The organism is Mameliella sp. MMSF_3455 (assembly GCF_030733205.1).
GTDB lineage: Bacteria > Pseudomonadota > Alphaproteobacteria > Rhodobacterales > Rhodobacteraceae > Antarctobacter.
Genome location: NZ_JASHJL010000067.1, coordinates 1 through 18,635 on the forward strand (window position 1 = coordinate 1; position 18,635 = coordinate 18,635).

General features: G+C 63.5%; 23 protein-coding genes, 2 pseudogenes and 1 riboswitch. Of the genes and pseudogenes, 12 read left to right on the forward strand and 13 right to left on the reverse strand.

Annotation, left to right across the window (positions count from 1 at the left end; translation table 11 throughout):
• A partial coding sequence (locus tag RBB42_RS26545) for a histidine phosphatase family protein (protein ID WP_371932227.1) occupies positions 1–472 on the reverse strand: 472 nt, incomplete at its 3' end.
• 32 nt (positions 473–504) lie between these two features.
• Positions 505–638, forward strand: a riboswitch (cobalamin riboswitch).
• Between the two features lie 23 nt (positions 639–661).
• Between RBB42_RS26545 and RBB42_RS26550 the strand changes: the two genes are divergently transcribed.
• Positions 662–874 (forward strand): CbtB domain-containing protein, encoded by a 213-nt coding sequence (locus tag RBB42_RS26550; RefSeq protein WP_306043911.1) that lies wholly within the window; start codon positions 662–664, stop codon positions 872–874.
• Between the two features lie 24 nt (positions 875–898).
• Positions 899–1,594 (forward strand): CbtA family protein, encoded by a 696-nt coding sequence (locus RBB42_RS26555; RefSeq protein ID WP_306043912.1) that lies wholly within the window; start codon positions 899–901, stop codon positions 1,592–1,594.
• 113 nt (positions 1,595–1,707) lie between these two features.
• Here the strand turns inward: RBB42_RS26555 and RBB42_RS26560 are convergent.
• A pseudogene (locus tag RBB42_RS26560) lies at positions 1,708–1,947 on the reverse strand (thioredoxin family protein); the annotation flags it as partial.
• Positions 1,948–2,381: 434 nt separating this feature from the next.
• Here RBB42_RS26560 and RBB42_RS26565 point away from each other — a divergent pair.
• The gene (locus RBB42_RS26565; RefSeq protein WP_306043913.1) at positions 2,382–2,537 is read left to right on the forward strand and encodes a hypothetical protein; all 156 of its coding nucleotides are present in this window, start codon (positions 2,382–2,384) and stop codon (positions 2,535–2,537) included.
• Positions 2,538–2,539: 2 nt separating this feature from the next.
• On the opposite strand, the gene RBB42_RS26570 is transcribed toward RBB42_RS26565, so the two are convergent.
• The 3 genes from RBB42_RS26570 to RBB42_RS26580 all read right to left on the reverse strand — a co-directional run bounded on the left by RBB42_RS26570 (position 2,540) and on the right by RBB42_RS26580 (position 5,816).
• A complete protein-coding gene (locus tag RBB42_RS26570; protein ID WP_306043914.1) occupies positions 2,540–3,160 on the reverse strand; it encodes a class I SAM-dependent methyltransferase in 621 nt (206 codons plus the stop codon).
• 73 nt (positions 3,161–3,233) lie between these two features.
• Positions 3,234–5,309, reverse strand: coding sequence for a protein-disulfide reductase DsbD family protein (locus RBB42_RS26575; protein WP_306043915.1), 2,076 nt, complete (start codon positions 5,307–5,309; stop codon positions 3,234–3,236).
• A gap of 234 nt (positions 5,310–5,543) precedes the next feature.
• Entirely contained in the window at positions 5,544–5,816 is a 273-nt protein-coding gene (locus tag RBB42_RS26580) for a DUF2933 domain-containing protein (RefSeq protein ID WP_306043916.1), read from the reverse strand.
• A gap of 158 nt (positions 5,817–5,974) precedes the next feature.
• Between RBB42_RS26580 and RBB42_RS26585 the strand changes: the two genes are divergently transcribed.
• Genes RBB42_RS26585 through RBB42_RS26620 form a run of 8 tightly spaced genes read left to right on the forward strand, consistent with a single transcriptional unit; the run spans position 5,975 to position 11,467 of the window.
• Positions 5,975–6,541 (forward strand): L,D-transpeptidase, encoded by a 567-nt coding sequence (locus tag RBB42_RS26585; protein ID WP_094037606.1) that lies wholly within the window; start codon positions 5,975–5,977, stop codon positions 6,539–6,541.
• Between the two features lie 25 nt (positions 6,542–6,566).
• On the forward strand, positions 6,567–7,025 hold the full coding sequence (locus tag RBB42_RS26590) for a c-type cytochrome (RefSeq protein ID WP_306043918.1): 459 nt from the start codon (positions 6,567–6,569) through the stop codon (positions 7,023–7,025).
• On the forward strand, positions 7,025–7,339 hold the full coding sequence (locus RBB42_RS26595) for a hypothetical protein (RefSeq protein WP_306043919.1): 315 nt from the start codon (positions 7,025–7,027) through the stop codon (positions 7,337–7,339). The genes RBB42_RS26590 and RBB42_RS26595 overlap by 1 nt, the downstream gene beginning before the upstream one ends.
• A gap of 39 nt (positions 7,340–7,378) precedes the next feature.
• A complete protein-coding gene (locus tag RBB42_RS26600) occupies positions 7,379–7,945 on the forward strand; it encodes a c-type cytochrome (protein WP_306043920.1) in 567 nt (188 codons plus the stop codon).
• 2 nt (positions 7,946–7,947) lie between these two features.
• A complete protein-coding gene (locus RBB42_RS26605) occupies positions 7,948–8,853 on the forward strand; it encodes a c-type cytochrome (RefSeq protein WP_306043921.1) in 906 nt (301 codons plus the stop codon).
• A 55-nt stretch (positions 8,854–8,908) separates the two neighbouring features.
• A complete protein-coding gene (locus RBB42_RS26610) occupies positions 8,909–10,294 on the forward strand; it encodes a multicopper oxidase family protein (RefSeq protein ID WP_306043922.1) in 1,386 nt (461 codons plus the stop codon).
• On the forward strand, positions 10,291–10,734 hold the full coding sequence (locus RBB42_RS26615; protein ID WP_306043923.1) for a c-type cytochrome: 444 nt from the start codon (positions 10,291–10,293) through the stop codon (positions 10,732–10,734). Before RBB42_RS26610 ends, RBB42_RS26615 begins: the two co-directional genes overlap by 4 nt.
• A 1-nt stretch (position 10,735) precedes the next feature.
• Entirely contained in the window at positions 10,736–11,467 is a 732-nt protein-coding gene (locus RBB42_RS26620) for a DsbA family protein (protein WP_094037517.1), read from the forward strand.
• 39 nt (positions 11,468–11,506) lie between these two features.
• Here the strand turns inward: RBB42_RS26620 and RBB42_RS26625 are convergent, their stop codons facing one another.
• Positions 11,507–11,701, reverse strand: coding sequence for a heavy-metal-associated domain-containing protein (locus tag RBB42_RS26625; protein ID WP_306043924.1), 195 nt, complete (start codon positions 11,699–11,701; stop codon positions 11,507–11,509).
• Positions 11,702–12,324: 623 nt separating this feature from the next.
• On the opposite strand from RBB42_RS26625, the pseudogene RBB42_RS26630 reads away from it, so the two are divergent.
• Positions 12,325–12,651, forward strand: a pseudogene (locus RBB42_RS26630) (MerR family DNA-binding protein).
• 99 nt (positions 12,652–12,750) lie between these two features.
• Here the strand turns inward: RBB42_RS26630 and RBB42_RS26635 are convergent.
• The 7 genes from RBB42_RS26635 to RBB42_RS26665 form a co-directional block, all read right to left on the reverse strand.
• Positions 12,751–13,038 (reverse strand): copper-binding protein, encoded by a 288-nt coding sequence (locus RBB42_RS26635; RefSeq protein WP_306043925.1) that lies wholly within the window; start codon positions 13,036–13,038, stop codon positions 12,751–12,753.
• Between the two features lie 23 nt (positions 13,039–13,061).
• Entirely contained in the window at positions 13,062–13,538 is a 477-nt protein-coding gene (locus RBB42_RS26640; protein ID WP_306043926.1) for a cupredoxin domain-containing protein, read from the reverse strand.
• A gap of 26 nt (positions 13,539–13,564) precedes the next feature.
• Complete coding sequence (locus tag RBB42_RS26645; protein WP_306043928.1) at positions 13,565–14,917, reverse strand: multicopper oxidase family protein; 1,353 nt, start codon at positions 14,915–14,917, stop codon at positions 13,565–13,567.
• Entirely contained in the window at positions 14,914–16,302 is a 1,389-nt protein-coding gene (locus RBB42_RS26650; protein ID WP_306043929.1) for a TolC family protein, read from the reverse strand. The genes RBB42_RS26645 and RBB42_RS26650 overlap by 4 nt, the downstream gene beginning before the upstream one ends.
• A gap of 278 nt (positions 16,303–16,580) precedes the next feature.
• The gene (locus RBB42_RS26655) at positions 16,581–16,916 is read right to left on the reverse strand and encodes a hypothetical protein (RefSeq protein WP_306043930.1); all 336 of its coding nucleotides are present in this window, start codon (positions 16,914–16,916) and stop codon (positions 16,581–16,583) included.
• Positions 16,917–17,025: 109 nt separating this feature from the next.
• Positions 17,026–17,784, reverse strand: coding sequence for a glutaredoxin family protein (locus RBB42_RS26660; RefSeq protein ID WP_306043931.1), 759 nt, complete (start codon positions 17,782–17,784; stop codon positions 17,026–17,028).
• Complete coding sequence (locus RBB42_RS26665; RefSeq protein WP_306043932.1) at positions 17,784–18,548, reverse strand: DUF305 domain-containing protein; 765 nt, start codon at positions 18,546–18,548, stop codon at positions 17,784–17,786. The genes RBB42_RS26660 and RBB42_RS26665 overlap by 1 nt, the downstream gene beginning before the upstream one ends.
• Positions 18,549–18,635: the final 87 nt, after the last annotated feature.

Consider the following 18,635-nt stretch of genomic DNA (forward strand, 5'->3'; position numbering starts at 1 on the left):
GGATATCCAGCCGCAATCCGGCAATTGGCGGCAGGTCCAGCGCGCTGACAAGGACCGCGCGCAGCACGGTCGGGGTCGCCAAGGCCACCACGCGATTTGCAGGGCAGGCGGCCATCTGGTCCAGCCAAGATTGCACGGCTATGCAGAGGTCGATCAGTGACGTACCCCCGTCGGGACGCATCTCAGGATCAAGGGTCCAAAGCGACAGCGCTTCGGGATCGCTGGCTGCGATTTCGTCCAGGGTCATGTCGGGCCAGCGTCGGAAATCCTGCGCGCCGAGCGCCGGGCAGTCGTTTGGCTGCATCCCGAGAGCCAGGGCTACCGCGCGGGTTCCCGGCGCGGTCCAGCAAACGCTGCCACGAAGCCGGTCAGAAAGAGTACGCGCCCGCTGCAACTGCGCAGCACTCAATTCCGCGGCAAGGCGAAAGGGGTGATGTACAGACATGGGAGCGGCAACAAGGATTAGGCGCATAGTGGAACTTTCGAACAGGTGGAGCGAGAAACCGTTGGCATGTGAGCGCAGTTTGACCTAACGCTTAAGTGTAGGGGAACACGGAAGCCGGTGAGAATCCGGAACGGTCGCGCCACTGTGATCGCGCAAGCGTAAGTCAGACACGGGTCCCCGGGAATACTCATGACGCGTCATCAAAAGGAGTGCCAAATGACTGTCGCAACCCGTTCCGCCGTTTCTAGCGATCTCCCCGCCATCCCGCTGCGGGACATTGCCCCTTGGGCGGCCCTGGCTTCGCTGTTGGCTGTCTTGGTGGTCTATTTCGTCGGTGCGGAACAGGGCGCATGGTCCGTTTTCCACGGGACAGACGTGCATGAATTCGTGCATGATGCGCGCCACCTTCTTGGCTTTCCCTGCCACTAAGATACAGGCATGACACGTCTTCTTGTGTTCGGCCTGCTGGCCGGGTTGCTGGCGTCCGTGATGACGTTCGGCGTGGCGCGACTCGTTGGAGAACCCGCGCTGGACGCGGCCATCGCCCTAGAAGTCGCCGACAGTCACGCCCACGCGGCTGATACACCGAATCATCCCGATGCGGTTGGCATGTCGCGCCGCTTGCAAGCTGGGCCGGGATTGTTCGTCGGTCTTGCGGCTATCGGTGCGGCCTTGGGCGGGATCCTGGCGATCAGCTTTGCCGTGGCGCGGGGACGGTTCCTGCATGGATCGACACGAGCCACGGTGGGCTGGATCACGGCGTTGGGATTCGCCGCGGTGATCGTCGTTCCCATGCTGAAGTTTCCGGGGAATCCGCCCGCAGTAGGCAACTCCGAAACGATCGGGGCACGCACGCTGGCTTATTTCGCCTTTCTGGCCCTGTCGCTGGCAACGCTCGGGTTTGCCGTCTCGGCGGTGAAAGGCGTCCCTTCCCGGCACCGCAAGATGCTGATCGGGGCCGCAATCTATGCTGGAGTCATGACCGGGGCAGCAATCGTGCTGCCCTCGTTCCACGAGGTGGATCCGGCTTTTCCGGGTGATGTGCTCTGGCAATTTCGTGCATCGACGCTGGCGGTGCAGGCGACGCTTTGGGCCAGCACGGCAATCGTTTTTTGTTGGCTGGTCGGACGGTACGGCCAATCCGTTTGACGGGCGGGGGATAGGTGTAACGTTGTTGAAAACTGATCGAGAGCCTTCAGCAAAGATTGTTCGGTCAGAATTTCCGACAGGACAATGCCCTCTGGCGCGTCGGGTCCATAAACCGCGTCGAAGGGGATGCCGTAACGGTCAAAGCTTTCGAGATAGCGGGAAGTCGCATCGTGCGGGCACGTCCAGTCGGCCTGCATCAGGGTGATGCCGTCGGCGGACAATGCCGCGCGCACAGGGTCTCGTTCCAACATCAGCGCCTTGTTGGCCTTGCATGTCAGGCACCAGTCCGAGGTGACATTGACAAAGACGACCTGCCCGTTCGACACAAGCCGCGCAATCTCGGCGCGGACAAAGCTTTGCCAGGTAAGAGCGCCGCTGTTCGGCGCGTGGACACCAAGGGGGCGGCCACCAGCGCCAGCCCGGCCAGCAGCGCCGCGCCGGACAGGCGCGGACCCAGGGACAGGCGGCTGAGTAACAGCAGCCCTGTCACCCTACATTGCGATGCAGACACACAGGCTTGGGAGATCTCTGTAGCCCATGACCGCCTGACCGCGCGACTGGACGAGACGCCGGGATATCAGCGCTGGATGGATACCTATATCGCGCAGGCCAATGCGTATGGGGAGACGCTCGGCCGGGCGCCCATCGCGTCGCGTGCTCCGGTCGCCCCGGCCCCAGTGCCGCCGATATCGCCGCCGCACAGGAGATGAGCGAAGGCGACAGGGCGGCTTTCATCCAGTCCATGGTGGATCGCCTCGCGATCCGGCTTTAGGATGAACCGGACGATGTGGACGGATGGCTGCGGCTGGCGAATGCCTATGGCGTGCTGCATGAGATGGACAAGGCACGGGAGGCGTATCTTCGCACGGATGCGCTGCTGCCTGAGGGTGATCCGCGCAAGGCTGACGTGCGGGCGAAACTGGCGCAAATCGGGCGAGAATGAAGTCAGCCGATCCGGCGCAACAGGCTGTATTGGAAGGCCTGCTGCGTGCCTTTCGGGGTGACGTGCAGGTGGCGGCGATGCGCCACCAGCACGAATCCTTCGGCCAAAAGCGCCGCAATATCCTCGGGGCTGTAGCGGGCGACCGGCAGTCCGCTGCACCGTTCCGGCCCGTCCGGCGCGAAAGTGGCTATGATGGCATGGCCATCGATCCGGACGGCGCGTGTCAGGTTTTCGATATAGGCGGCCCTGTCGGATGGAGCGGTGAGAAAGTGAAACACCGCCCTGTCATGCCACAGGTCGTATGTTCGCGTTGGGGACCAGCTGGTGATGTCCTGGCAAAGCCATGTCACGCTGCGCCCGGAGGACCCGAGTCGATCGCGCGCGGCATCCAAGGCCACATGCGACAGGTCCAGAACTGTCACATCGCGCAACCCCATCGCCAGCACTGTGTTCGTGAAACGGGACATTCCGCCGCCAATGTCGATCACCGATGCGCCGGCGGTGATCCCGGCCATCCGGATCAGGTTGAGCGAGACGGCCGGGTCGTCCTGATGCCAGCTAAGGCGGGTCTCGGGAGTTTTGCCATAGACGGTGTCCCAGTGTTCTTTTCGGTCGACCGACATGGCCATGCCCTCTGACGCGGAATTGCAGACCAACTATAGCTCGAACACATTCGGAAAATAAAATGATTCCACGTCAGTCCGGCAAGGCTGCCTGATCGAGAGCCTTCAGCACGGATTGGGTCGTCAGGAGTTCCGACAGGACGATACCCTCAGGCGCGGCCGGTCCATAGACCGCGTTGAAGGGGATGCCGTAGCGGTCAAAGCTTTCGAGATAGCGCGAGATGGCGTCGTCCGGGCGCGTCCAGTCGGCCTGCATCAGCGTGATTCCATCGGCGGATAACGCAGTGCGCACGGGGTCGCGTTCCAGCACCAACGCCTTGTTAGCCTTGCAGGTCAGGCACCAATCCGCGGTGACATCGACAAAGACGACCTTTCCGTTCGACACCTGCCGCGCGATCTCGGCGCGGGCAAAGCTTTGCCACGCCAGCGCGCCGTTGGTCGGCACGGGGGTGGCTTCGGGCGCGGACACCATGTGGGCGGCCACCAGAGCCAGCCCGGCCAGCAGCGCAGCGCTGGACAGGCGCCGACCCGGTGACATCCGTTTGAGTGATAGCAGCCCCGTAACCGCCATTGCCAATGCCAGCACGATCAGCGCGGTCCGCGCCCCTGCGACGCCGCTCATGACCCAGACCAGCCATCCAAGGGTGGCCAGCAGCATCAGCCCCAGCCCCGCCTTGACCAGCAGCATCCAGCGCCCAGGCTTAGGGAGGCGCGTCACCATCCCCGGCCACGCGGCGACCAGAAGGTAGGGCAGCGCCAGTCCCAGCCCCAGCGCCGTAAAGACCACTGCGATATCCAGGCCCCTTCCGGCCAATGCAAAGGCGATGGCGGTGCCCAGCAGGGGCGCTGAACAGGGCGTCGCCATGACCGCCGCGAAGAGGCCGGTGGCGAAATCTCCGCCGCCGCTATTGGCCATGCGCGTCTGAAGCCGCGACGGCAGGGAGATTTCGAACGCGCCCAGCAGGTTGCCGGTAAAGACCGTCATGACAACGATCAGCACCGCAAGGAAGACAGGGTTCTGAAACTGCACGCCCCAGCCCACGGACACGCCCGCCCATTTCAACCCATACAGAACCGCCGCAAGCCCCCACATGAAGGTGATGACCCCGGCGGCGGCCGCCAGAAAACCGCGGCGGATGCGCGGGCCATCCTGCGGATCGTGGCGCAGGACAGTCGAGAGCTTGATCGACAGGACAGGCAGCACGCAGGGCATTGCGTTCAGGATCAGGCCACCAAGGAAGGCCAGCGCGGCGATTCCGACCAGCTTCCCCGCCCTGGTCCGCTGCGTCGCCAGACGGAAGGGCGGCGCAGGGGCGCGCGTCACCGATGTCGTGGGCACCGTATAGGCGCCATCGGCCCCGTCGGTCACGGTAATCAGCGGTGCCTCGGACGGGACGGAGGACAGGATCGGAAGCTGCGCCCAAAGCAGGCTTCCGTCATCGCCCAGCCGTATGTCAGGTGCACCGAAGGCGACGCCATCACCGGCCTCGGGGAAGATGTCGGGCGCGTCGAAGGCTTTGGTGCTGCGCAGCGCGATGGTCAGGCTGCGCGCTGCGTCATCCACATGGAATTGCGCGGAGGTGATCCGGGCGACAGGGGCCTCTTGCGGGACCTTGTCCACGAAACGCGCGATCCGGTCTGCAGAGGTCTGATCGATGCCGCTGCCCTGCGGCAGGTCGAGCGTCAGGACGAAATCCTCGGGCACGCAGATCTCGGAACAGACCAGCAGCGACACGGCGGCGTGCAGCCGGGTTGCGACGCCGGGCTGTTTTAGCGTGATCCGCAAGGGGAACACGACCTCGCCATGATAGCCGAAATTCTGGATGCCGAAGGAGGTGAAGCGTTCCGGCGCGGGCCATTGGAAATTGATCTCGGCGATGTTGGTCGAGCCGGACCAGTCGACGCGGGGCGGTGTGCCGACCTCGCCCGGTGTGCGCCAGTAGGTCTTCCATCCTTCCGCCATGTTCAGGTCCAACCCGGCGGCGAGGGTTCGTGATCCGGGCGCGACACCGTTCTGCGCGGTGATCAGCCGGGCAACGACAGGGGTCGAGCGGTGGCTGTCGGACGTGGCGGCAAAGGTCTCGGTTGCACTCAGAGACAGAGCGGCCAGCAGCACGGCAAGGCATGTCTTCAGGGGAAGGGTCGTCACGTCAGTTTCCCGTGTTCAAGACAAATCCGATGCGACCGTCCTTGCAGCTCAACTGCGCGACGCCGGGCGAAGATGTATCGACGACACGGCAGCCGGGCGGAAGCAACTCCGCGACCGCGTCACGCCCCTGAGTCGACAGGGCTGAGGGCGACCGCAGACAGTCACTGAGTGTGGCCGAACAGCCTGACAGGACCGCCATGGCCCCAAGCGCAAAGACGCGTAGGGTCAAGTGCCTCAGGCCTCTTCGGGGCGGCTTTCCTGGCGCGCCTCGGATTTGGCAGTGTCGTGACCGTGGCACGATTTGCCCATCATCTTGTGCATCACTAGGTGCGCGCCGACACACAGCATCAACGGCGCAAAGGTCAGCGCGTTCGATCCCAGCCCGGACAGCGTGCCCCCGCCGATGAAATACCCGGCTATCGGCAGCAGCATCACGGCGCAGCAGGCCATCATGCCCCAATGCATCAGTTTCCCTGCGCCCTTGCCAGAGTGTCCATCATCCTTCATCGCCCGATCCTTTCGCGGTGACAGCGAGAGCGGTTATGGCCCCCTCCTGCAACGGAAGGTCAAGGATACAAACAGATACATTTCTCTGGCCCTGCTGCGATTGATGTGTGCGGCCCGGCCTGTATCTATCATCGCCAAAGCTGACAAAGGATCCGACCATGACAAGACAGGCATCGACACGCCGTGCTGTTCTGCGCGCGGCCGTGGCTTCGGCCGGGCTGATCGCCATGCCCGGCATTCTGCGCGCGGCGGGGGATGTGCAGCGGCGCAACATCTCGGCGTTTCGTACCCACGATTGGCGCGACCACTTCGAACGCCTCGGCAAAGGCATCATCATCGCCGACACCGCCAGCATGATGCTTCAACACTGGACCACAGAGGGTGAGATGCGGCTCTACCCTACGTCTGTCCCGCTGACGGACGAGTTGACCAAACGCGGCTACACCGAGGTCGTTGAAAAGCGCAAGAATCCTGGTTGGGCACCGACCCCGTCGATGCGCGAGCGCAACCCCGAATGGCCCGCCTATGTCGAGGGCGGAGATCCGACTAATCCCCTGGGAACACGGGCGTTGTACCTTTCGTGGACCTATTACCGGATTCATGGCACGCAGGACACGCGCAAGATCGGGCGCAAATCTTCGAACGGCTGCATCGGCCTCTACAACCGGCAGATCGAAGAGGTATACGACCGCGCGCCCATCGGCACGCAGGTCAAGTTGATCTGAATTCATTCAAGGCAGGAAAGACAAGATGGACAAGTTGACCGGCCTGTTCGGAGTCGTCCTTATCGGTGGGGTCGCGGCACTGGGATGGCAGATGTTCTCGCCCGCCGCCGCGCCGCAGGGACATTCCATGGTGTCGCCGGATACCGCCGCCATCCCCGAAGGCGCGCCGATTGCCGAGATCTCACTGCCGGATGACCTGTCGGCCAATGCCAAGCTGGGCAAAACCATATTCGAGGCGGCCTGCGCCAAGTGTCATGGAAAGAATGCTGCCGGTCAGAACGGTATCGCGCCGCCGCTGGTCCACAAGATTTACGAGCCAAGTCACCACTCGGACATGGCTTTCGTGTTGGCGGCGCAGAATGGCGTGCGGTCACATCACTGGAGTTTCGGCGACATGCCTAGCGTGGAGGGCGTGACCCAAGGCGACGTCAAGATGATCGTGGCCTATGTGCGTGAATTGCAGCGGGCGAACGGGATTAACTGATGCGGGTTCGAACAGGACTTCGGCTGTGTCTCGTCCTGCTTTGCGGGCTGGTGTTGGCGTCGCTCGGCGTGACAGAGTTCGACCCACATCCTGATAGCTCCGGGATCGCTGCCGTCGGCGATCATAACCACGAACCCGAGGCGCAGGGCCATTGCCACCCCGGCATCGACTGTGCCGCACCAGTGATTTTCATCGCAACGCCCCTGCCAGAGGTCACTTTGGCCTGCCTCGACGCTCCGTGCCAGTCAGAGGCACGGATGGACAAAGGTTGGCGACTTACCGATGATCCGCCGCCGCCGCGAACACTTGTCTGATGACTCAGCTGAAAAGATGATCAACGGAGACATGAGACAATGAAGAAAACGACCCTGACAGCCGCTGCCCTGATTGCCGGCACAACCGTCACAGCGCTAGCACACGGCGGCGCAACCGGCATCGTCAAAGAGCGCATGGAGGCCATGATGGCAATGGGCAAGGCGGTGAAATCCGTTGCCCCCATGATGCGCGGCGAAACCGCCTATGACGCAGAGGCCCTGCGCGACGCGGCCCGCACCTTTCAGGCCCATTCAGGAAAGGCCCTGACGGAGCAGTTCCCCAAAGGCTCCGCCGTTGCGCCGTCCGAGACCAAAGACGAAGTCTGGCAGGACTGGGACCGGTTCACCGAATTGGCCGACCAACTGGGCATCTATGCGCGCGGGCTGGAACTGGCGGCGGCCAACGGGCTTGGCAAGCATGGCGGCATGGGTGCCGGTGCCATGATGGGCGGCAGCAGCATGATGGGCGGTGGGTCCATGATGGGCGGAACGGACGGCATGATGAGCGCCGAAGGCATCGGCGCAATGCCCGCTGATGCGGCCTTCAACATGACCACGCAGGTCTGTTCCGCCTGCCACGCGCGTTTCCGCGCCGAGGACGACTGACCATGCGGCGCATCCTCTGGGGCGCGGCTGTGCTGGGAACGGTCGGAGCTGCGACCCTGGCGTCTCTTGTCGTCTGGCCGGTCGGCGCTGCGCCAGGGCCGATCGCGCTGTCGGGCGACGTCGATCGAGGGGCCTATCTTGCGCGGGTCAGCGGCTGCATATCCTGTCACTCGAACTTCGAGGCGGGGCGCGCGCCCCTGGCGGGGGGCGCGCCGCTGGATACGCCGTTTGGCGCGTTCCACCCACCGAACCTGACCACCGATCCGGTCAGTGGCCTTGGCACCTGGACGGTCGAGCAATTTGCCAAAGCGGTGCGGCAGGGCGTCGGGCCAGACGGCACCCCGTACTACCCGGCTTTTCCCTATGCGTTCTACGCCGATTTCACCGATCAGGACATCGCCGATCTCTGGGCCGCCTTCCAAACGGTGCCGCCAGTTGCGGACCCTGCGCCGGCTCATACGGTGGGCTTCCCCTTCGATCAACGTTGGGGGCTGAAGTTGTGGCGCGCGGCCTTCCTTCACGACCCGGATACCGGGCCGGTCGACGGCCGTAGCGACGCATGGAACCGGGGGCGGGCTCTGGTCCGGGGTCCGGCCCATTGCGGCGCCTGCCATACGCCACGCAACCTTGCCGGGGGGCGTGACCTCGCTGCGCGGTTCGCCGGGAATGCCGCCCTGCCCGGCGGCAGCAAGGCGCCTTCGATCCAGCCGCAGGCGCTGGAACAGGGCGGCTGGACCGTTTCGGCGCTGGCCTATGCGCTCGAAACCGGGCTGACGCCCTCGGGCGATGCCTTTGGCGGCAGCATGGCCGAAGTGGTGCGCGAGAACACGCGCTTCATGACGCCTGAGGACCGGACCGCCATGGCGACCTACCTTCTGCAAGGCGAAGTCGGCGGGCAGACGGACTGACACGAGACGGGCGGGGGCCACAGTGGCCCTCGCCCTCTGCAAAGGACAAAAGCGGATGAAATACACTCGGCGCACTTTCCTTGCCCTGACAGGGGCCTCGGCTGGTCTGGGCCTGCCGAGGCGGGGCTTTGCACTTGGCGATGCCACGCCATTGGTCACGCGCGAGGCGAGCCTGCAACTTCTGCCCGAGGGCTACCCTCAGACGCGCATCTGGGGCTATGACGGCGCGATCCCCGGCACCGAGATCCGCGTGCAGCAGGGCGCGCGCGTGCAGCGCCAACTGGTCAACGACCTGCCCGAGGCAACCTCGGTGCATTGGCATGGCATCCGGATTGACAATGCCATGGACGGTGTGTCTGGGCTGACGCAGGACGCGGTGCCGCCGGGCGCGAGCTTTGACTACGACTTCATCGTACCGGATGCAGGAACCTATTGGTATCACGCGCATAACCGATCCTTTGAACAGGTGGCCCGCGGATTGCGCGGCGCGCTGATCGTCGAGGAACCCCAGGCGCCGGACGTGGACCGCGACGAGGTGCTGATCCTCGATGACTGGCTAATCAATCCGGAAACGGGCCAGATCGCCGACAATTTCGATCAGCCGATGATGATGAGTCATGGCGGGCGGACTGGGAACTATGTCACAACCAATGGCAAGTACAACCTGACCCTTGCAGCGCGGCAGAATGAGCGCCTCCGGCTGCGCTTGGTCAATGCTGCGAACGCGCGGATCTTTGCGTTGCGGCTACAGGGGATGGCGGGCTGGACCGTCGCGTTGGACGGTATGCCGCTGGCCGAGCCGCAGCCGATCGCGGACACATTGTTGCTGGGTCCGGCGCAGCGAATAGACCTGTTCGTCGACATCACCGCCGCGCCGGGCGAGACGGCGGCGTTGCTGAATGTCGAAACCGACGAGCCGTTCCCGCAGGTATCCTTCGAGGTGGCGGGGCAGAGCGCGAGCGCGCCCCGCGCCGCCCCATTGCCGCTGCCGCCCAATCCACGGATGGACGCGCCCGATCTTGCCGCTGCCACGCCATTCAAGCTGTTCATGTCCGGCGGAGCGATGGGACGGATGGACTCCGCGGTGCTGCATGGGGAACGCAAAGGCTTTCGTCAGCTTGCCGGCGCGGGCTATTTCTGGGCGCTGAACGACGTGGTCAACATGCCCGACACGCCGCTGGCCAAGGTGTCTCCAGGCGCACACGTGCGCCTGTCGATCATCAATGACACTGTTTTTCCCCACGCGATGCACCTGCATGGCATGCATTTCCGAGAGGTCAGCAACAGCCAGACCGGGCCGATGCGCGACACGTTGCTGATCGGTGCAGGCGAAACCCGCGAGATCGCCTTTGTCGCCGACAACCCCGGCAAGTGGCTGTTCCATTGCCATATGCTGGAACATGCCGTTTCGGGCATGACGACTTGGGTAGAGGTCGCATGAGGGGTCATCTGTCCATCTTCGGGGCCTCGGTGTTTCTGGGACAGATAGCGTGGGCCGAAACGACTGCGCTTGATATTGCCGAAGGCCAGGCGCTCTATGTTGAGACATGCGCCTCTTGCCACGGGGCTGAACTGCAAGGTCAGCCCGATTGGCGCGGACCAGGCCCGGACGGTCGACTGCCCGCGCCTCCGCATGACGTGACGGGTCACACCTGGCACCACAGCGACCGTGTTCTTTTTGGCTATACCAAGTTTGGCGGCAAGGGCTTCATGGCGCAACAGGGCATTGAGTTCGACAGCGGCATGCCCGCGTTCGGCGACCAGCTGAGCGATCAGCAGATCAAGAACATCCTGGCCTACATCCGCTCGACTTGGCCCGAGCGGGCCCAAAAAGTGCAGGCCGACCGCAGCAAGGCCGACAAAGACAACGGAGACAACTGACATGGTATTCAAGACACCTATCCTCGCGCTCGCGCTTGCCGCGCTGATGCCGCTACCGGCGTTGGCGCAAGATCTCGACGAGGCGCGGATCAAGGAACTGGTCCTTGAGGCGATCCGCCAAAATCCTGAAATCGTGATGGAAGCGGTCGCGATCCTCGAACAACGTCAAGCGGGCGCGCAGGCCGATGCGCAGGCGCTGGCACTGGAAACGCAGCGCGACTTGATCGAACACGACCCGAACGCGCCTGTGCTGGGCAATCCCGACGGCGACGTGACCGTGGTCGAGTTCTTTGACTACAACTGCCCCTATTGCCGCCGGGTCAAACCCGAGGTCCGCGCCCTGATCGACGCCGATCCGAACATCCGCCTGGTCTATCGCGAATGGCCCATTCTGGGCGAAGGCTCTGTCTTTGCCGCCAAGGCCGCGTTGGCGGCTCGCAAGCAGGGCAAATACGAGGCGTTCCACTGGGCGATGATGGGAAACGAGGGCCGCGCCGAAGAAGCCAGCGTGTTGCGCGTCGCCGAAGAGGTCGGCCTCGACATCGACCAATTGCGCGCCGACATGGCTGACCCCGACGTGGCCGACCATATCGCTACCTCGATGCAGCTGACGCAGGCACTGGGGTTCAACGGAACGCCGTCCTTCGTGATCGGCGACGCGCTGGTGCCTGGGTTTGTCGAAACCGACAAGCTGGCCAAGCTGGTTGCTGCAGCGCGCGAAGCTGCGGAATAACGGGCGCTGCCCGCGCGCCAACGCGGGCAGCGGTCTTGTTCAGGCGGCGGTGGATTTGTAGCCCGCATCCTTGATCGCGGCGGAGAGCTGATCGGCGCGCAGCGCGCTGTCGATATGCACCATGCGCGTGTCCAGATCGCAGGCGATCTGCGCCGCCGGGTCCGCGGATTTGACCGATTTCTCAATGGCGGCGGTGCAGTGGCCGCAACTCATGTCGGGAACCTTGAAGTCCATGTTGATACCTTTCCGGATGGTGACTGACAGGCAGATAGGGGTTCCAGCAGGGGGCAGGTCAAGATTGACCGCGCCGCTCAGAAAACTAATTTCGCCCCGCATCTTCTAGTGACTGGAAGCTCAGCCTCCCGGGCAACGCATTGCCGAAGGAGTCTTCCATGTCGGATCCGACACCCCTGACCCTGCATGTCGAAGGCATGTTCTGCGAGTCATGTGTGGGGTGGGTGGACCGGGCGCCGACGGCGGTTCCGGGCGTGTTGTAGCGCAACGTGAACCTCGCGTCAGAGATCGCGACGATGACCTTTGCCGAGGGGGCCGCAACTCCGGCGGAGCTGATCGTCTCCAGTACGCAAGCGGGTTATCCCGCGCGGCTGTCTGAACCCGCAGACATCGAAAGCCACAGCACCCGCTTGGTGAAAGAGGCGCACGCGCTGTCGCGCCGCATGGGGTCCGCCGCCGCGCTGGCGCTGCCGGTCTTGATCGTGGAAATGGGTGGCCTTGTCGTCTGTCTTTGGCCTGACCAACGCGCTGCGACTTCGCCGGGTCGCCGGGTGATGTTCGAAACCCCCACGGGCGCACAGGCAGGGTCGCCCTCCCAGCAGAATGAGCGAAAGGAGGAAGCCATGAACAACGGAGACATCGACCGCCGGTTCGGCCTGCCCCCCAAAACCATTCGCTACAACGAGGATATCGGTCTGTTCCGCCCCCAGTGCGGAGAAAACGGCTATCGCAGCTTTCGCGAGCAGGACCCGCACAAGCTGGCGTTCCTCGGGCGGGCTCGAGCGCTTGGGTTTACGATCGAGAACTGCAGGACGTTGACGGCGCTGTACGAGGAGAGCACCGTGAAAGCCTGCAGGTCAAGGCGCTGGCCGAGGAACACCTGCGCCAGATTGACGAGAAGATCGCGCAGCTGCAATCCACGCGCGCCGTCGGTCCATGCCTGCGCCTGAGATCACCGCCCGGATTGGCCGAGCCTTCAGGAATTGACGCGGGACATCCCGGACCCTGCGGCGTAAAGGACGCGCCCCGGACAGGGGCGCGTCGTCAGGTCATTTGGTCAGTTCGGTGACGGTCAGCTTGCCGTTCACCCGGTCGGCGACAAAACTGATCGCCGCGCCCTCGCTCAGACCGTCAAGCATGGCAGGGTTGGCCACGTCGAACACCATCTTCATCGCCGGCATGTCGAGGTTTTCCAAAGGGCCGTGATCGATGGTGATCTTGTTCCACTTGGTGTCGATCTTGGTCACCGTGCCAGAAGACATGACGTGAGCGCCTTCGGCAAGAGCCAGACCGGCGGTCATCGCCAATGCGGCCGAGAGGGTCAGAAGTCGTTTCATGATCTGTTTCCTTTGATCAGGGATTAATTGACAGTCAGGGGGCCATGCATGCCGCCCTCGTAATGGCCGGGCAGCAGACACGCGAATTCAAAGCTGCCGGCGGCGTTGAAGGTCCACAGGATCTCGGCCTCTTCGCCGGGTTCGAGCCGCACGGCATTGGGATCGTCGTGGACCATCTCAGGGAACCTCTCCATCAGGGCCTTGTGCTCGGCATTGGCGGCGACAGTGTCCATGACGAACTCGTGGGCCTCCTGGCCACTGTTGACGATGCGCAGGCGCACGGTCTCACCTTTTGCAAAGACCATGTCGGCGGAGGGGTCAAAGACGAACGGAGCGTCCTTGTCGTAGTCCTCGCGCATGATCACGTCGATTGTGCGGGTCGGTTCGTGCCCGTGCATGGCGGGCATGCCAACGGCCATCTGGCCGTTGCCGTGACCGGCGTCTGCCATGGCAAGGGCGGGCGCCACGGCCAGCCCGATTATCAGAACGGCAGTTTTCATGAGCGCGTTTCTCCTGTGCTCTCAAATCAGCCCCGCCGAACGCTGTCGCGCGGAGGGACGATGGTATTGGGGCTGTGGTTGCGGGCTTCTTCGGGCAGTTCGCCCGTCCATTCCCAAGCCTGCGTACCAGGCGGGTTCTTGTACCAGCCGGGATCGGAGTAATCGTCGGGCGCGATGCCTTCGCGCACTTTCACGACACTGAACATTCCACCCATTTCCAGCGGTCCATAAGGCCCCCAGCCCGCCATCATCGGGACTGTGTTCTCGGGCAGTTCCATCGACATTTCACCCATATCGGCCATGCCGGCGGTCCCCATCGGCATGTAACCGGGCTGCTGGCGGCGGATCATCTGGGTCAGGCGGCGCTTGTCCGTGCCGATGAAGGTCGGGAGGTCATGGCCCATGGCGTTCATCGTGTGGTGCGACTTGTGGCAGTGGATCGCCCAGTCGCCTTCGTGGATGGCGTCGAATTCGTAGGCGCGCATGGCGCCCACGGGAATGTCGATCGAGACCTCCGGCCAGCGGGCGGATTTAGGCACCCAGCCGCCGTCCGTGCAGGTCACTTCGAAGTCATAGCCGTGCATGTGGATCGGGTGGTTGGTCATCGTCAGGTTGCCGCAACGCACGCGTACGCGGTCGCCCTTGTTTACGACCAGCGGGTCGATATCGGGGAAGATCCGGCTGTTCCACGTCCACATGTTGAAATTCGTCATCTCGGCGACGCGCGGAATGTAGGTGCCCGGATCGATGTCATAGGCCGCTAACAGAAACGCGAAATCCCGGTCGACCGGCATGAAGGCCGGGTCGCGCGGATGCACGATGAAGAGTCCCATCATCCCCATCGCCATCTGCACCATCTCATCCGCATGGGGGTGATACATGAAGGTGCCGGACTTGGTCAGGTCGAACTCATACACGAATGTCTTGCCCGGCGGGATTGCCGGGTGGCTGAGGCCGCCCACGCCGTCCATGCCGGATGGCAAGATCAGCCCATGCCAATGCACGCTCGTATGTTCGGGCAGGCGGTTGGTGACGTAGATGCGCACGCGCTCGCCCTCGACTGCCTCGATCGTCGGACCCGTGGACTGACCGTTGTACCCCCAGAGCCTCGCCATCATGCCATCAGCCATGATCCGCTCGACCGGTTCGGCAACCAGATGGAATTCCTTTACTTTGCCGTTCATACGCCAGGGCAGCGACCAGCCATTCAACGTCACGACCGGGTTGAATTCGTGGCCTGAAGCTGGACGGTCAGGCACCTGAGTATAGGGAGAGTCAGTAAAGGCCGCCTCGGGCAGGTCACGAAAACGGGTTTCGGCGGCGGCGGCAGAGGCCAGAACGGCCCCGGCACCGCCCGCAAGCAACTGTCTGCGGTTCATTCTTCTTCTCCTTTCTGGGCACCGCCCCAGATCACGGCGGTCAAGGCGGCCTCGGCACGCCAATATTCGGCCTTGGCCTCAGCGGTGGACAGCTCGGCTTCCAGCCCCTCGCGCGCGTCGGCGATCAGGTCAAAGGTCGAGGTCAGCATCCCGCTATAACTTTTCAGGGCCTCCTCATCGATGGAGCGGCGCAGCGGCAACACAGCGTCCCGCCAGTGCCGCGCGATCCGGTACTTGCCGGTCACGGCGGAATGGGCCGAGCGTGCCTCGGACCGGGCATTCACCGCCTGTTCCGCCAATTGGTGAGCCGCACGCATATAAGCCAGCTCACCCTTTCGTGCGGCCAGTTTGCCGGTGTTGTAGACCGGAATTTGCAGGCTGGCCGCAAGGATCGGCGTGGGCTCTTCATCCCGCTCAAGCTCGACCCCGGCAATGATCTCGGCCGCGCTCACGGAGCGGGTCTGCCCGGTCAGGCGATAGTCCTGTACGACGGCCTCCAATTCCAGCTTGCCGATGGCAAGGTCGATGCGATGGCTCAGCGCCAGTTTCTCGATGTCGTTGCGGCCCGGTTGGTGGACCGGCAAACTCGGCAGGCGATCGGGGACGTAATACGCCGTCTCTGCCCGCCAAAGCCCCATCAACCGGGTCAGCTTTTCCTTGGCCAGTTGCGCCTCGAGCCGGGAATCTGCGCGCTCAGCCGCAAGTTCGGCGGTAAAAACGTGCTCGCGCGCCTGATCCGCCCGGTTCATCGCTCCGGAGCGACCCAGTTCGGCAGCCAGTTCCGACGCCGCATCTGCAGTGCCCTGCGCCCGCCCGATCAGGCTGGAAGCCTCGAAGGCCGCCACCGCATCGATCCACGCCATACGCGTCTCGCTCGCCAGTGCGATGGTCTGGCCAAGCGCGGTCAGCTGCGCCTGACGAAAGCGCGTCTCGGCCAGAGCGGTGCGTCGCTTCTGCGTCGCCAATTCAAGGATTGCGGCGGTGATAACGCCTTCGAACGTCCGAGCAAGGCCGCCGTCGCCAATCCCGCTGAGCGACAGGTCTAGGCTGGGATTCGGGCCAATGGCCACCTCCCAAAGCTCGGTGGCGGACAGTCCCAGGTCGGCATAGGCCGCCTGCAACCCGCGATTGTTCATCAGAGCAACTTGAACGGCGGTGTCCGGTCCGATGGTCTTGCCATGCACCAGCGCATGCACGCGCGCCTCGGTCGCGGCGATTTCGGCGGATGATTGCGCCCAGATGGTTTCCGCACCGGTCGCTTGCTGCGTACTGTTGCTGACAAAGCCAAACCCGGCCTGTCGGTCCGAGGCCGTCGCAATCACGCCTTGGTTCGCACAGGCCGCCAGCAGCGACCCGGCGATCAGCAAAAGGGTCAGCGCCCTCATGACCCGCCCCCCGGCGCCTGCGCGTCGTTCATTTGCCGCCAATCACCCGGCCCGGTGATTGGACGCGCGACGTAGTCTACAGTTGGGCCAGCATGAGCTGCACCCAAGGGCACCTGCAACGCCGGCGCGGTCAGCGCGGGCGCTGTGTCAAGCTCGGGCAGCGCCGTGCAGGCGGCCACGAGCAGCGGCAAACCTGCCGCAAACGGAATTTTCACGTGAAGTCCCTCGTCGTGTCAGATGCATTTTTCCGCAGGCGATACGCCGCGGCAGGGGATGCATCAGGCGCGCGGGGGGCGCTGCAAACCTTCGGGGATTGCGGTGACGACAAGAGAGGCCATGTCCCAGGACCGGGTCGCTACACCGACGGAGCGCGGTGTTTCCGCGTCTGCTGTACGGAGGTCGCCAAGGACGCAGATGTGCGACCCGCAATGATCCGTGACGTGATCGACCGCGTGTTTCGTCGTCTGATCGGCCTGGTCGAGAGCCTGTGCAATGGGTGCCTCGTGCCCGTCGCACTGAACCATCGCAGAAACATTGGACGGCATCAGAGTCACTGCCAGCAAAAGGACAGAAACCCGGGATAGGACCAGAAAGATGCGAATCCAGTACAACATTCCTGAACCGATAATCGCGAAACCGGCACTCGGCAAGTCACCAAAGCGTGTGACCGCGATTTACATGTCGACCGGTCAGGAGACTGATAAACAGGCACTTTTCCAGGCGTCACCCAATCAACGCCTTGCCGCCCATCCAGAGCGCCATCGCCATCATCATCAGGTTCTCGGTCAGCGAGATGAAGCCCAGCGGCACGTTTGAGGATCCTCCGACGCAGGCGCATTTCAATTCGCGTTTGTCGATGTAGACCGCCTTGAACACGCTTGCCGCGCCGATGGTGCCGATGAACAGCGCCACCAGGGCAGAGATCCTCGTCAGCGCGCCGGCGGTCATGAGGATGCCGGCCAATGCCTCGCCAAACGGATAGACCTTGCCGTAGGGCACCCAGCGCCGGGCCAGCAGGTCGTAGTTCAGAAACATGGTCGAAAAGCTCTCGACGTCCTGCAACTTCTGGATCGCCAGAATGGTCATGGACAACGAGATGAACCATTCGACCGCGCGGAGCGTCAGGATCGTGCCATACTGGTGCCACGACAGCCCCAGCGCCAGCAGCGCCGCAACGGCAAAGATGGCGATCACCGGCCGATAGCTGGTCTCGCTCTGCTCCTCTTTCGGCGGGTCGAGGTCGAAATACACGCGCAGGTCGTCATAGCCGCCGATGCGCTCTCCATCGATGAAGGTCTGCGGCGTGGTTTCGACGCCGTGCTCTTGCATGAAGGCATCGGTTTGCCTGCGTGTTTCCAAGTGGTGGTCGTCGACGGAATACCCCTGCCGTTCCAGCAGGTCCTTTGACTTCAACCCAAAGGGGCAGAGGTGGTCCGGCATCACCATGCGATAGAGGGTGGCGGTTTGCGTATCCTTGGTCATCATTGGCCGCCGTCGCAGGTATATTGGCCGCGGAACCCGGCGGTGTAATCCGGCCCGGCTGTCACGATCAGATCGGTCAGGTCACCACGCTGACGGATCTCGGCGCTCAGCGGATCGGCGGCAAAGCGGTCAGACTGCCGATCGAGCCGCAGGAGGTCGCCACTGATCTTCATCACCGCCGCGTCGCTGCCCACCGCCAGAACGGCAGGGCTGGAGGCGGTATAGGTAAAGCGGCAGGTGGCGCCGTCGGGCAGGGCCCTGGCGATGTCTGCCTCGGTCAGGAATTCGGGATCGACCGTGGCGATCACCTCGGTTGACAGGGCCTGTGCTGCATCGACCACCTCTGGCGCGGTGGTTTCACCGTTCGGCGCGGCCTCGCCATTGGCGGAAATGTCCGCGATCAGATAGCGCATCTCGGCGATTTCCTTATCCTGCGCATAGACGATGTCCTCTGCCAGTTTCGCCACGCGCGGGTCGGTGAGATCGGCCCGCGAGGACGTCATGATCGCGATGGAGTGATGCGGGATCATCGCCCGCATGAAAGAGCGGTCCTGCACCGTGACCTGCGACCGCACCAGCCACAGGCTGAGGGCAAAGATGATCACCGACCCGACGAAGATCGCGATATTCGCCGCCCGGTTGGCATACATCCCCAGCATGAAGGACAGCATGACAAAGGCCATCACCGCCCCCATCAGCACCGCCATGTAGGCGCGCGTCTCGGAAAAGAAGACGTGCCCGACGAGATAGGTGTTCAGATACATCAGGACGAACTGAAGTGGTCCCAGGAAACCGGACAGTCAGCTAAGGTGTTTCCCGAACCTTTGAAGGGATACGAACATGGCAAAGCG